We start from the raw sequence: 12,747 nt of genomic DNA on the forward strand, positions 1-12,747 counted from the left end.
TTGAAGTTTTTTAATAGTTACTTTTTTAGGTAAGCCATATTTATTTCCTCTACCAGCACTTATAATACATAACCTAGGTTTCACTCAAGATAAAAATTCTTCAGTTGAACTCGTTGAACTACCATGATGTCCGACTTTTAAAATATCATATTGATGATCAATTTTATTTAAAACAGCTCGTTCATTATTCTGCGTTGCATCTCCTGTAGAAATTATCTTCTTATTGTAAACTTCTAATTCCGTTATGATTGAATTTTCATTTTTATCAGGATGACTTTTTGTATCTTGATTATAAAACCTATAAATCGCTTTACCTACTTTTATATTTTTCAACCCTACACTATCAATAATAGTTATTCCTTTTTGTTCAAGGCTACTAATTAGTAACTTCAATTCTTTGTTATCCCAAGTTCTTTTATTTATTATTAGATTTTTAATTTTTATTTTTTGACTTAATTCTTCTAGTTCTCCCATATGATCTAAATGTGGATGTGATACAATTAAATAATCGATTTTTCGAATGCCTTTTTCATGAAGTTCAGGTATTAATACAGACTTTGTACAAGAAAGTTCATTATCTTTGATTTGCCAGTCTTTTTTATTTGATAACATTTTACCGCCTGTATCTATCATTACAATTTGATTTGTATCTTTATGATATGAAACCATTGCATCCCCTTGTCCCACATCCAAAAACCTTAATATCACTCTATCTTCTTTAAAATCATAAGTTATAGTTATAATAACTAATATAAAAATAATAATAGCTTTAAAAATTTTCTTTTTAAGAATATACATACTTATCATCACACAAATAATAAATATTAGAAAATACGATATATGAGAAAGATTCCTTACTACAATATCTTCTATATTGAAATTATTTATTATTTGTATAATATCAATAGTTATACTTAACATTAAATCTGTTAAATATATCAAAATATTAGGTACAAAGCCGATTGTTACATAGATAATCAAAAAAATCATAACTAGAGGGAATAATATTAATTCAAACCAAGGAATAAAAAAGAAGTTGGTTAATAAACCTAACCATTGAAAAGTATTAAAATGCATAATAAGAATAGGAAAAGTAGAAATTTGAGCTATTAAGTTAATACATATTAGTTTATAAATGAAATGAAATGTTTTAATAATGGGGATAGTAAGTAGTAAAAATGTAGAAACTAAATAAGATAATTGAAAACCTATGTCATAAATTATAAACGGTTTATACATGACAGACAAAATAAAGGTAATTGAAAGAATTTGTAGTGAATCAAGACGTGTAAACTTTTTAATCACAAGATATAACATTACAACAGCTACTGCTCTAATAACACTTGGACTTAATCCTGTTAATACTGCATATATAGGTAATAAAATAAAAATAATCAGTTCTGCCTGATGATATCTTAGCTTAAATTTCAACAATATATTAAACAAAAACACACTGAGTAAAGCAACATGTGAACCACTTACTGCATACAAGTGGTATATACCTAAATGTATTAATTCTTCAATTCGTTCGCTAGATAAATACTTCGTTTCTCCTAAAGTCAATGCAATAATATCTTCAATATATTTTGAATTTAACCTTTTTAAATTTAAAATAAGATGTTCCCTATGAAACTGCAATTTTTCTAAAAGATTCAATTTACTATTAATACAAGATTTGAGAAACAGTTGTTTAATTTTAATGATGCCTTCAATATCTTGTTGGATAAGATATTCTTTATAGTTAAACTTCAAACTATTAGTATTAGGTAAAGGGTTACTATAATCATAATAAACTTCACATTTTTTAAATAAAGGTAAGTTATTAAGGATTTTATCTTTTTCTTCTTTAGATTTAATTGTGTAATAAACTTGATAAGTTTCACCTTTTTGTTGAGCAATTGATTTAAATAAATCACCGTCAATTACCATATCATCTTTAAATTCTATAAAATCATGTAACGGTGCTTTGTTACGCTTTTCATGATTAAACGAATCCAATTGTGGTAGTTGTATTGACGGTAAAATTAAATAACCAATTACGACAAAGATAATACCAAGTATCGCAATTCTATATGATTTCAATTTGATCATACAACTTAGCATGACTATACTTAAAAATATCATCCCGATATAAATATTAAAGACAATTAAAATACCTGATAATAAATATAAGGCTAAGTAAAAATACATAACGCTGCGTAACCTATTATTTTAAATATTTCATAATATCTTCAGGATGGAAATCAATTCTTTCAAAATGAACACCTGATTGTTCTAATAACTGAATCGCATATGTATGATTGTGATAATCGTCTGCATAATAAATTTGTTTAATGCCAGCTTGTATTATAGATTTAGTACAGTTTAAACAAGGAAAGTGTGTTACATATATTGTTGCGTCTTCTGAAGATACACCCAATTTTGCGCACTGAATAATAGCGTTCATTTCAGCATGGATTGTTCTTATACAATGTCCGTCGACAACTAAACATCCATTATCAATACAATGTTCTTCACCTGAAACAGACCCATTGTATCCCCCTGCAATCACTCTATTATCTTTAACGATAGTTGCACCTACCGACAACCTTTCACATGTTGATCTTAGTGATAACAAATGGCTTTGAGCCATAAAATATTCCTTCCACTTGATTCTTTCCATATTAATCATCCAACCTTTCATATACTATTATTGTAAGTATTATGTTTATGAAATGCAATTTCAATTTAAAATGACATATTCTTTCAAAGATTCTACTGTTTTATCTCCAAATCCTTTTATCTTCTTCATATCGTCTATAGATTTAAAATCTCCTTTTGCTTCTCTATATTTTATAATTGCGTCGGCTTTACTTGGTCCTATCCCGGGTATTTTCTGTATTTGTTCTTTAGTTGCAGTATTAATATTTACTTCAACATTTTCATTTTGACTACTTTGCTTATTCAAATTTGAAGGTATTTTTTCACCTTTCATTGGAACATATATACTCATTTGATCTTTTAATTTCTCTGAAAGATTTAATTTAGATAAGTCAGCTTACTCATTTATTTGTGCTTTCTTTAAAACATCATTTATTCTTTCTGAAGATTTCATTTCATATGTTTTTGGAAATTTAACAGCTCCTTTAACATCTACAATTACTTCTTTAATATTTTCTTTAGATGATATTTCTCTCCTATCTATTTCTTGCTTTGATTCTTTACTTTCTTCATTTTCAATCATTCCACTATTATTTTTATTTATAGTTTCTATTGGCTCTTCCTCTGGTTCATTCATTCCAAAAATTAATTTCAGTATGATAATCAAAGCTATAAATCCAATTAAAATATAACGATAATATTGCGAAAAATACTCCTTAATCATTTTGATTTTATCCAAAAAAACACCTCCTACATATATAAACGTAAAAGGTGTCAAAAATTACTTATTCATTTTTTGAGCAACGATAAATTGTCTATCGCCTTGTTCACTATACGTATCTATATCAAAATCAGTGAATTTTGTTTTAATTTCAAATCCTGCTAGTTTTAATAATTCTTCGTATAAACTTATTTCAAAAGTACATTGGTAGTGCTCTTCATCAAATCGTTCGTATAAACCATCTTCGCGTTCTACGAAAAATGACATCTGATGATAAACGCTATTAGGTTCTTCTCCTGTTATAGCCTGCCAAATTAGCGTAAGGCGTTCTTCTTCATCGATATAATTTTGGTTATTAAATTGATGATTCATCTTATATATGCTATGGACATCAAAAATAAATATACCCTCGTCTTTTAAATATTTATCTATATAATTAAATACTTGTAATATATCTTCCGGTTCAGTCACATAGTTTAAACTATCACAAAATATAGTAATCATATCATATTGATTTGGTAGTTCTAAATCTCTCATATCTTGACAATACCAATTTATAGATGGATTACGAAACTCTGCTATTTCTAGCATTTCTTGACTAATGTCTACACCACTCACTTGACCATATTCAGTCAATTGCGAAGTTAATGTACCTGTTCCACAACCTATATCTAATATTTCATTTTCTGAGCTACTTATAAAATGCTCAACTATATATTTCCACTTATGATAAGGTTGATCAGCTGTCAACAAATCATAATAATCGCTCATTCTATTATAAGCCATTAAGACATAACCTCATTCAAGGTAATGATTGGTGCATCTTTGTATAATCTTTCCAAGTTATAATAATCTCTTTCTTCTCTATGGAATACATGTACGACTACATTACCTAAATCGATTAAAATCCATCTTGCTTCGTTAAAGCCTTCTAGTCTTTTGACATTAACTTCATTGATTTCCGCTTCGTCTTTAACATTTCTAGCGATAGCTTGTACTTGTTTATCACTATTACCATGACAAACTACAAAGTAATCAGCAACATCACTAATACCTTGCATATCGATTGCTATTATATCTTCTGCACGTTTATCATCACATGCAATTAAACTTTGTTTCATTAATTCATTCGAATTCATTTAATCATTCCTTTATTGTTCTGTATGCATATTATAATAATTTAAGCATTCAATTGTTTTTAAATGTACAGTTTTATCTTTACCAACTAAATGTAACACTGTTCGTTTAGATATTTCATAAATCGCTTTATCTAAATTTTTATCTTTAAACACGATATCTCTAATATCATCTACACCAGGTTGCGTTCTTTTAGGTTCAATATAATCAGCGATAAAGATTATTTTCTCAGTTTTATTCATATGCGCTCTACCAGTAGTGTGGTTATATATCGCATAATATACTTCCTCATCATCAATTTCATATTCATCTTTTAATCTTGCAGCTGCCACTGGCCCATGTAAAATCTCAGATCCATAGCTTAATAAATCTTGACCTAAATCATACTTCGTTACACTTTGATACAACTCTGATAACTCTTCATATTTACATAAGTCATGTAGAATGCCTGCGAGCTCAACTTTTTTCGGATCTCCATCAAAAATTTCCGCCATTTTCTTACCAGTTTCTGCTACTCTTATTGAATGGTTATAACGTTTTGTGGGTAAAGTTTCTTCTACGAGTTTAACTGCTTTTTTAATCTTCATACAACCGTCCCCTTTTGATATATCTTTCAATTCTTGGTGTAACTAACATCTTGACTGAATGATGATTTTTACAACGATTTCGTATACTCGTCGAGCTTATATCCATCCTTGGGATATTTAGGGATAACATACCACTATCAACATTTTGTTTATCTACTTCTCTATTGACCACTACAAACGTAACCATTTCTTTCAATTTATCAATATTTCTCCATTTATCTAAATTTACATATTGATCTGTTCCGATGATTAAATAGATTTGATATTCTGGATATTCATTTTGAATTTCACTAATAGTATCAAAAGTATAACTTGTTCCTTGTCTGTTTATTTCTCTTTTATCAATTACGCCGAATTCTAAATCTTCAATTGCTAACTTTAGCATGTCAATTCTTTCATTTTCTAACAACTGAGATTCATTGTGGCTTTTTAAAGGTGATTGATAACTTGGTAAAAACACAAACTCATCTGGTTTAACAAATTGATAGGCTTCACTCGCAACTAACATATGGCCTACATGTATTGGATTGAATTGGCCACCGTATATCATGATTTTTTTCATTTTATTTAAGGTAATTCTATTTTTTTGTTTTCTTTAGATTCTTTATAAAGAATAATGATACTACCTATAAGTTGAACGAGTTCACTTTCAGTTTGTTCAGATATTGAATTTGCTACTTCTTTATGATCATCCATGTTGTTTTGTAAAATGTGTACTTTAATTAATTCTCTTTTTTCTAATGCCTCGTTTAATTGTTCTATCATGTTTTCACTTATTCCGCCTTTACCTATTTGGAATATTGGATCTAAGTGATGTGCTTCTTTTCTTAAATATCTCTTTTGTTTACCTGTTAACATATTTATCTCCTTTTAAGTTCTTCTATAACTTTATTTTTCATTGCTTTTATATCCGCAGTTTCACCTGTCCATATTTTAAAACTTTCTGCACCTTGGTATATAAACATATCTAAACCATTATATATAGTTAATCCTCTACTTTCACATGCTCGTAAAAGTGGTGTTTTGTCTGGGATATAAATAATATCACAGACTAAAGCATTTGCGTGAATTTCTTCTATAGGTATAATGAGTTCATCCGATGATTCATTCATACCAACTGGTGTCGTATTAATAATAATATCGAATTCGTTCAAAATAGGCTTTATTTTATCTAATTGATACTGATTAATATCTAAATTCCAATTTTCAAATCTTTCAAGACTGCGATTTGCTACAGAAATTTTCCTTTCAGTATACTTCATCATTTCAGCGACTATGCCTTTACTTGCACCGCCAGCACCTAGTACAAGTATATTTTTGCCTGCTATAGAACCATAATTATCTAGTAAACCTTTAACAAATCCAATACCATCTGTATTATAACCTGTCCATTTATCACCATCTATATGAACAGTATTAACAGCTCCTATATGCTCAGCATTTGTAGAAATTTCATCTAAGTATGGAATAATCGTTTCTTTATGTGGAATCGTAATATTAAATCCATCAAGTTCTTTTTCTTTTATGATATCTCTTATATGCTGCATATGTTTAGGGTCTATATCAAGTGCTATATATTCATCATCTCTTTCTAACGCTTCAAAGTTATTTAAATGCATAATTGGAGAAAGAGAATGTCCTATTGGATGTCCTATAACTGCAAATTTCATGTCGCTCACCTCTTATAAAATTGATTTTCTTGATGTAACCTCTACCTCTTTAGGTGCTATTACGTTTATTTCTGCGCCTTCGTCCACTGTAATAAAGCCTAACCCAGAAATCATAATATCACGTCTTTCATCTTTAACAAATATTTCATTGTTTTTCAAATTATTAAAATTAAAATTTTCTTTAGAATATGGTGGTTTTAATAATTCCCCAATTTGGCGTTCCCATAGATCATCAGCATTTTCTAGCTTTGTTCTATGAATATTCAAATCATTTGAAATGAAACAAGTTAATGAACGACGTCCACCTTTTTTATAATCAACTCTTACTAGCCCACCTAAGAATAAAGATTGTTCTTCATTCAATTGATAAACTTTAGGTTTAATTTCTTTTTTCGGCATTATTACTTTTAATTCTTTATCTGTAACATAATGAGTCATTTGATGACTTTGGATAATTCCAGGTGTATCAAACATATAAGAATCATCATCTAAAGGTATATCTATCATATCTAAAGTTGTACCTGGAAAATGACTTGTTGTGATAACATCTTTTTCTCCAACACTCTTTTCAATCAAACGATTTATAAGCGTAGATTTACCTACGTTTGTCGTACCTACAACAAAGACATCTTTTCTATCTCTGATTTCTTCTATTGTGCCTAATAGTTCATCAATTCCTTGATTTTTAGCGGCAGAAATAAGTACAACTTTGTCAGGATTTAAACCATAATCTTTCGCTCTTTGTCTCAGCCATATTTCTACTCTCTTTTTATTAATGGCTTTTGGTAAAATATCCATCTTGTTTGCAACTAAAATCACTTTTTTCTTTCCTACAATATCCTTTAGTCGATGTATCATTGAACCTTCCAAATCAAATACGTCCACTACGTTTACAATCAAACCATCTTCATTATGAAGTGATTTCAACATATTTAAAAAATCATCACTTGTTAAATCTACATCTTGTACTTCATTATAATTTTTTAGTCTGAAACACCTTTTACAAATTACATCTTCTTTATGCAAGCTGGATTTTGGAACGTAACCCGCTTCGTTCGGGTGTTCTGATTGTAAGGTTGCCCCACAACCAATACATTTTGCTGTTTCTGTCAAATTTATTCCTCCCAATTAATTAAACCTTTTCTTTTGAAACGATTTAATAATCTTCTTTCTATTAATCGATTAAATTTAGTAATTAAACCGTCTGTTTTTTTCACAGGAACAACCATAATTGTATATAAACCATTTCGGTTGCCTCCAAATACATCTGTTAACATTTGATCGCCTATTACAACCACTTCTGATTTTTGTACATTCATAAGATGAGAAGCTTGTCTAAACGCTTTACCTCTTGGCTTACGAGCTTTAAATATAAAATCAATGTTTAATGTTTTTGAAAATGATTCTACACGCTTTTGACCGTTATTAGAAACAATCGTTACAGTAATATCATTTTCTTTCATTCGTTCAAACCAATTTCTCACATCATCTGTTGGATCTTTAACATCCCAACCAACTAAAGTGTTATCTAAATCTGTAATAATAGCTTTAATGCCTTTACTTTTTAAATGCTCTGGACGAATATGATAAATTGATTCTACATATTCATTTGGTAAAAAATATTTTGTAAATATACCCATGTTTACACCTCTATATTATTTCTTATTCTAACATAAAAATAACTTAAATTTCTTTTACATAAAACAAAATAAAAGTGTTGCAAACCTTTAAAGATTTGCAACACTCAATATTATTCTGTAATTTCACGGTCAGAAGATTTTTCAACATCTGTATTCGCATAAATTACAAATCCAACAAGTGCTGTAGCAATGACAGCGATAGCCATTAATATTAACATTTTACTGCCTCCTTATGCCACTCTATTTAATAATAATTTTACAATTTTACTTGAGTTCACGCAAGCAACTTTTAAGAATTCATCAAAAGTCACATCTGATTCTTTATCAGCTAAATCTGAAACTGCTCTTGTTACTATAATCGGAACTTCATATTGATAACAAGTTTGCGCAATAGCGCCAGCTTCCATTTCAACGACACTAGCTGTAGGGAATGTTTCTTTTATTACTCTTCTTTGTTCTAAAGAACCAATAAAACTATCAGCTGTTGCAACTTCTCCAACAACTCCGTTTAATTCTAATTCTTCAATTGTTGAACGCGCACTTTTAATTAAATGATTTTCTGTCGTATAAGATTCAGGCATGCCAGGAACTTGTCCCATTTTATACCCAAATGCAGTAGCATTTACATCATGATAGTAAACTTTATTACTTATAATAATGTCACCTATATTTAAATTAGGATCAATAGCTCCAGCTGAACCAGTGTTAATAATTAGATCTGGTTTAAAATCATTAATCATTAAAGCGGTAGTAATTGCTGCATTAACTTTACCTATACCACTTTGTGCAAGAACTATTTCTTTTCCTTCTAAATGTCCTTTATAGAATATAACATGTGCTTTTTTAATTGTTTCTTTATTTTCTATAGCGGATTTTAATATTTCAACTTCTTCTTCCATTGCTCCAATAATACCTATCATGTTAAATCACTCCATCATGTTCATTCTTATATATATTAACATAATAGACTTAATTATAGATATAAATTTAATTATTCCATAAATCTTGTAGACCTTGTAGAGATAAGACACCTGCTATCAATGTCGTTAATACAGCTATTACACCTATTACAAGCATCCAAGTTGGATGTCTATAATCTCCAACAATACTCTTTTTACGAGACGCTATTAAGATTGTTCCTAAAGTAACTGGTAATATTAATCCATTCATAGCACCTGCAATTATTAATAACTTAACTGGTTTACCAATCGTTAAGAAAATAATAGAAGAAATTACAATAAATAATATAATTACTAAGTTTTTATGGTTTTTAATTGATGGATGTAGCGATTGTATAAAAGTAGTACTTGTATAAGCACAACCAATAACTGACGATAAAGCCGCTGCAAATAATACAACTCCAAAAACTTGTTTGCCAACTGGACCTAGGACATGTTCAAATACCGATGCTGGAGGGTTATCTGGATTAAGTGTAAATCCAGTGACTACAACACCTAAAACAGCTAGAAATAAAAATGTTCTCATTACGCCTGTTGTTAATATACCCGAAATTGCAGCTCTGTTAACAAAAGGAATGTAATGCTTACCAGTTATACCGGCCTCGAGTAATCTATGTGCTCCAGCAAATGTAATATAACCACCTACCGTACCACCAACTAATGTAATAATCGGTACTATCAGCTTATTAATATCATCTGGTACTATCATTTTTTGAGCTGCTTCCATTACAGGCGGTTTTGTTAAAACCATAACATAAGCAACAATTGCTATCATTAGAACACCTAGTATTTGTGTAATAATATCTACAACTTTCTGTGCATTTCTAACAATAAATATTAATATTGCTAATACACCAGTTATACCGGCACCTATCCGTACATCAATACCAAAAATTGCATTTAAACCTAGACCTGCACCTGCTACGTTACCAATGTTAAATGCAAGTCCACCAATAGCAATTAATACCGCAATAAATGTACCTAAACCTTTGAATACATCATTAGCAATATCTTGGCCGCCTTTACCGACTACTGTAATTACTCGCCATATATTAATTTGAGCACCTATGTCTATAATAATAGATGCTAAAATAGCAAAAGCAAAACTAGCCATAAACTGTTCTGTGAATACTGCCGTTTGTGTTAAAAATGCTGGGCCAATAGAAGATGTGGCCATCAAGAATACGGCACCCCATAGTATTCTACGATGTTTATTAGTATATTCAAATGGCTTGCTTAAATCATCATACCCCTTTTGTTCTTTCATGTACATTCCTCCTAGTTTAACGCTTTAATCTCAATACCTTCAGATTTAAATTGCTTTATTATTTCTTTTACAAAATTTAAAGCATGTTCACCATCACCATGAACACAAATTGTATCTGCTTCTATATCTATTTCTTTACCGTTTATAGATGTTACTTTCGATTCTTTTACCATTTTTAATACTTGATTAACCGCTTGTTGTGTATCGGTTATTAGAGCACCTTCTTTCTTTCTAGAAACCAACTGTGCATCGTCTTCATAAGCTCTATCAGCAAAAACTTCACTTTTATATTTAAGATCAAGACGCTTACAAGATTTAATAAGTTCACTGTTAGACAATCCTACGAGAAATAACTGGTCATCAAAGTCTTTTACAGCCTTAACAATAGCATCAGCTATCTTTGAATCCCTAGCACCCATTTGGTACAAAGCGCCATGAGGTTTTACATGATAAAGTTTTGTATCATGTATTTTACAAAATGCTGACAGTGCACCTAATTGATAAATAACCAAATCATATACTTCTTGCGGTGTTACATCAATATTTCTTCTTCCAAACCCTATTAAATCTTGGTAGCCCGGATGTGCACCGATATGAATATTATGTTGTTTAGCAATTTCAACTGTTTGATTCATAACATGTTGATCACCTGCGTGAAAACCACATGCTACGTTTGCTGAAGTTATTAAAGGTAATATCGTCTCATCATCACCTAATTTATAATTACCAAAACTTTCACCTAAATCACAATTTAAATCAACTTGCATGATTCCCATCTCCTTTATACTATTTTATGTTCATGTAAGAATTTAATTGTTATATCATTGTCTATGTATGGTTGATAACTTAAGACTCGATACAAGAAGTCTAATGTAGTAGGAAATCCTTCTATTACAGTCTCTTCAAGCGTACCTTTCATTTTTTCTATAGCTTCTTGACGATTAGCCCCTTTAACAAGTATTTTAGCAACTAATGAATCATAATAAGGCGGTATTTCATAGCCATTATATAACATGCTATCTATTCTTGTATTAAATCCATTAGGTAAGTGAAGCGCATTCACTTTACCAGCAGCCGGTCTAAATTTCTTCTCAGGATCCTCTGCATTAATTCGACATTCAATAACATGTCCATTAAAATTAATATCTTCTTGTTTGATTTTTAAATGTTCACCATTAGCCATTAATATCTGTTGTTTAATTAAATCAATATCAGTTAATAGTTCTGTGACAGTATGTTCTACTTGAATTCTTGTATTCATTTCTAAGAAATAATAACCATCATCTGTCAATAAAAATTCAATTGTTCCTGCCCCTTCATAATCACAAGCTAATGCAGCTTTTACAGCATCTTCATGTAATGAATCTCGTGTGTCTTTGTCTAAGGCCGCACAAGGTGCTTCTTCTATTAATTTTTGGTTCTTTCTTTGTATAGAACAATCTCTTTCACCTAAATGGACAGCTTCTTTATGTTTACTTCCTAAAACTTGTACTTCCACATGTCTTGCTTTATCTATAAATGCTTCGATATATACTCGTTTATCATTAAAATATTTTTCACCTTCAGATTGTGCTTCTTTAAAATATTTTTCTACTTCGGTTTCATCATTTACGATTCGAATACCTTTACCACCACCACCGCTGGCAGCTTTAATCACAAATGGATAATTAATTTCTTTAGCTATGTTTTTTGCATCAGCGACATCTGTAACCTCCCCAATAGATCCTGGAATAATTGGTACATCAGCATTATACATTGTTTCTCTAGCTTTAATTTTATCTCCCATCAAATCCATAGTGCTATAACTTGGACCTACAAATATAAGATTTTCTTCGTCTACTCTTTTTCTAAATGTAGTTGATTCAGATAAAAAGCCATAACCAGGATGTATTGCCTCAGCTTTACTCATTCTACATGCTTCTAAAATACGCTCGATATCCAAATAACTGTCTATAGATTGATTGGGTCCAATACAATACGCTTCATCTGCTAATTGTACATGTAAACTATCTTTATCTGCTTCTGAATAAATAGCTATGGTTGTGATGTTCATCATCCTACAAGTCCTGATAATTCTAACAGCAATTTCTCCTCTATTAGCTATTAATAAACGTTTAATCATTACA

16 protein-coding genes are annotated in these 12,747 nt (G+C 30.0%); all 16 read right to left on the minus strand.

From position 1 onward, the window contains the following. Positions 1-84: 84 nt before the first annotated feature. The 16 genes from CD135_RS03825 to CD135_RS03895 all read right to left on the minus strand — a co-directional run bounded on the left by CD135_RS03825 (position 85) and on the right by CD135_RS03895 (position 12,743). Positions 85-2,190: a DNA internalization-related competence protein ComEC/Rec2 gene (locus CD135_RS03825; protein WP_258027583.1), complete on the minus strand. Its 2,106-nt coding sequence runs from the start codon at positions 2,188-2,190 to the stop codon at positions 85-87. A 16-nt stretch (positions 2,191-2,206) separates the two neighbouring features. Then, positions 2,207-2,662, minus strand: a complete 456-nt coding sequence (locus CD135_RS03830; RefSeq protein WP_103268845.1) for a ComE operon protein 2 — start codon at positions 2,660-2,662, stop codon at positions 2,207-2,209. A gap of 60 nt (positions 2,663-2,722) precedes the next feature. Then, complete coding sequence (locus tag CD135_RS13160) at positions 2,723-2,974, minus strand: ComEA family DNA-binding protein (RefSeq protein ID WP_239746534.1); 252 nt, start codon at positions 2,972-2,974, stop codon at positions 2,723-2,725. A 63-nt stretch (positions 2,975-3,037) separates the two neighbouring features. Then, the gene (locus tag CD135_RS13165) at positions 3,038-3,379 is read right to left on the minus strand and encodes a hypothetical protein (protein ID WP_239724152.1); all 342 of its coding nucleotides are present in this window, start codon (positions 3,377-3,379) and stop codon (positions 3,038-3,040) included. Between the two features lie 42 nt (positions 3,380-3,421). Next, positions 3,422-4,147, minus strand: coding sequence for a class I SAM-dependent DNA methyltransferase (locus tag CD135_RS03840; protein WP_103268846.1), 726 nt, complete (start codon positions 4,145-4,147; stop codon positions 3,422-3,424). Beyond that, the gene (gene rsfS / locus CD135_RS03845) at positions 4,147-4,500 is read right to left on the minus strand and encodes a ribosome silencing factor (protein WP_016998547.1); all 354 of its coding nucleotides are present in this window, start codon (positions 4,498-4,500) and stop codon (positions 4,147-4,149) included. The genes CD135_RS03840 and rsfS overlap by 1 nt, the downstream gene beginning before the upstream one ends. 12 nt (positions 4,501-4,512) lie before the next feature. Then, complete coding sequence (gene yqeK, locus CD135_RS03850) at positions 4,513-5,085, minus strand: bis(5'-nucleosyl)-tetraphosphatase (symmetrical) YqeK (protein WP_016998546.1); 573 nt, start codon at positions 5,083-5,085, stop codon at positions 4,513-4,515. Continuing rightward, on the minus strand, positions 5,075-5,647 hold the full coding sequence (gene nadD / locus CD135_RS03855) for a nicotinate (nicotinamide) nucleotide adenylyltransferase (RefSeq protein ID WP_167543688.1): 573 nt from the start codon (positions 5,645-5,647) through the stop codon (positions 5,075-5,077). Before nadD ends, yqeK begins: the two co-directional genes overlap by 11 nt. Before the next feature lie 5 nt (positions 5,648-5,652). Further along, positions 5,653-5,943 (minus strand): ribosome assembly RNA-binding protein YhbY, encoded by a 291-nt coding sequence (gene yhbY, locus CD135_RS03860; RefSeq protein ID WP_016998544.1) that lies wholly within the window; start codon positions 5,941-5,943, stop codon positions 5,653-5,655. 2 nt (positions 5,944-5,945) lie between these two features. After that, positions 5,946-6,755, minus strand: a complete 810-nt coding sequence (gene aroE, locus CD135_RS03865; RefSeq protein WP_016998542.1) for a shikimate dehydrogenase — start codon at positions 6,753-6,755, stop codon at positions 5,946-5,948. Positions 6,756-6,767: 12 nt separating this feature from the next. Next, positions 6,768-7,868 (minus strand): ribosome biogenesis GTPase YqeH, encoded by a 1,101-nt coding sequence (gene yqeH, locus CD135_RS03870; protein WP_103268848.1) that lies wholly within the window; start codon positions 7,866-7,868, stop codon positions 6,768-6,770. A gap of 2 nt (positions 7,869-7,870) precedes the next feature. Then, positions 7,871-8,395: a YqeG family HAD IIIA-type phosphatase gene (locus tag CD135_RS03875; protein WP_016998538.1), complete on the minus strand. Its 525-nt coding sequence runs from the start codon at positions 8,393-8,395 to the stop codon at positions 7,871-7,873. A 230-nt stretch (positions 8,396-8,625) separates the two neighbouring features. Beyond that, positions 8,626-9,315 carry a 5'-methylthioadenosine/adenosylhomocysteine nucleosidase gene (locus tag CD135_RS03880; RefSeq protein WP_103268849.1) on the minus strand — a complete coding sequence of 230 codons (690 nt, stop codon included), beginning with the start codon at positions 9,313-9,315 and terminating at the stop codon, positions 8,626-8,628. A 67-nt stretch (positions 9,316-9,382) separates the two neighbouring features. After that, positions 9,383-10,621, minus strand: coding sequence for an NRAMP family divalent metal transporter (locus CD135_RS03885; RefSeq protein ID WP_016998532.1), 1,239 nt, complete (start codon positions 10,619-10,621; stop codon positions 9,383-9,385). A gap of 11 nt (positions 10,622-10,632) precedes the next feature. Continuing rightward, complete coding sequence (gene pxpA / locus CD135_RS03890) at positions 10,633-11,388, minus strand: 5-oxoprolinase subunit PxpA (RefSeq protein WP_016998531.1); 756 nt, start codon at positions 11,386-11,388, stop codon at positions 10,633-10,635. A 14-nt stretch (positions 11,389-11,402) separates the two neighbouring features. Beyond that, on the minus strand, positions 11,403-12,743 hold the full coding sequence (locus CD135_RS03895; RefSeq protein ID WP_103268850.1) for an acetyl-CoA carboxylase biotin carboxylase subunit: 1,341 nt from the start codon (positions 12,741-12,743) through the stop codon (positions 11,403-11,405). Between the last annotated feature and the right edge of the window lie 4 nt (positions 12,744-12,747).

Origin of the sequence: Mammaliicoccus lentus (assembly GCF_002902755.1) — a bacterium.
Lineage (GTDB): Bacteria > Bacillota > Bacilli > Staphylococcales > Staphylococcaceae > Mammaliicoccus > Mammaliicoccus lentus.

Coding starts and splice junctions, on each gene's coding strand:
- CD135_RS03825 (WP_258027583.1), bottom strand. CDS start 2,190: ATGTATTTTTACTTAGCCTTATATTTATTATCAGGTATTTTAATTGTC.
- CD135_RS03830 (WP_103268845.1), bottom strand. CDS start 2,662: ATGGAAAGAATCAAGTGGAAGGAATATTTTATGGCTCAAAGCCATTTG.
- CD135_RS13160 (WP_239746534.1), bottom strand. CDS start 2,974: ATGAAAGGTGAAAAAATACCTTCAAATTTGAATAAGCAAAGTAGTCAA.
- CD135_RS03840 (WP_103268846.1), bottom strand. CDS start 4,147: ATGGCTTATAATAGAATGAGCGATTATTATGATTTGTTGACAGCTGAT.
- rsfS (WP_016998547.1), bottom strand. CDS start 4,500: ATGAATTCGAATGAATTAATGAAACAAAGTTTAATTGCATGTGATGAT.
- yqeK (WP_016998546.1), bottom strand. CDS start 5,085: ATGAAGATTAAAAAAGCAGTTAAACTCGTAGAAGAAACTTTACCCACA.
- nadD (WP_167543688.1), bottom strand. CDS start 5,647: ATGAAAAAAATCATGATATACGGTGGCCAATTCAATCCAATACATGTA.
- yhbY (WP_016998544.1), bottom strand. CDS start 5,943: ATGTTAACAGGTAAACAAAAGAGATATTTAAGAAAAGAAGCACATCAC.
- aroE (WP_016998542.1), bottom strand. CDS start 6,755: ATGAAATTTGCAGTTATAGGACATCCAATAGGACATTCTCTTTCTCCA.
- CD135_RS03875 (WP_016998538.1), bottom strand. CDS start 8,395: ATGGGTATATTTACAAAATATTTTTTACCAAATGAATATGTAGAATCA.
- CD135_RS03880 (WP_103268849.1), bottom strand. CDS start 9,315: ATGATAGGTATTATTGGAGCAATGGAAGAAGAAGTTGAAATATTAAAA.
- CD135_RS03885 (WP_016998532.1), bottom strand. CDS start 10,621: ATGAAAGAACAAAAGGGGTATGATGATTTAAGCAAGCCATTTGAATAT.
- pxpA (WP_016998531.1), bottom strand. CDS start 11,388: ATGCAAGTTGATTTAAATTGTGATTTAGGTGAAAGTTTTGGTAATTAT.
- CD135_RS03895 (WP_103268850.1), bottom strand. CDS start 12,743: ATGATTAAACGTTTATTAATAGCTAATAGAGGAGAAATTGCTGTTAGA.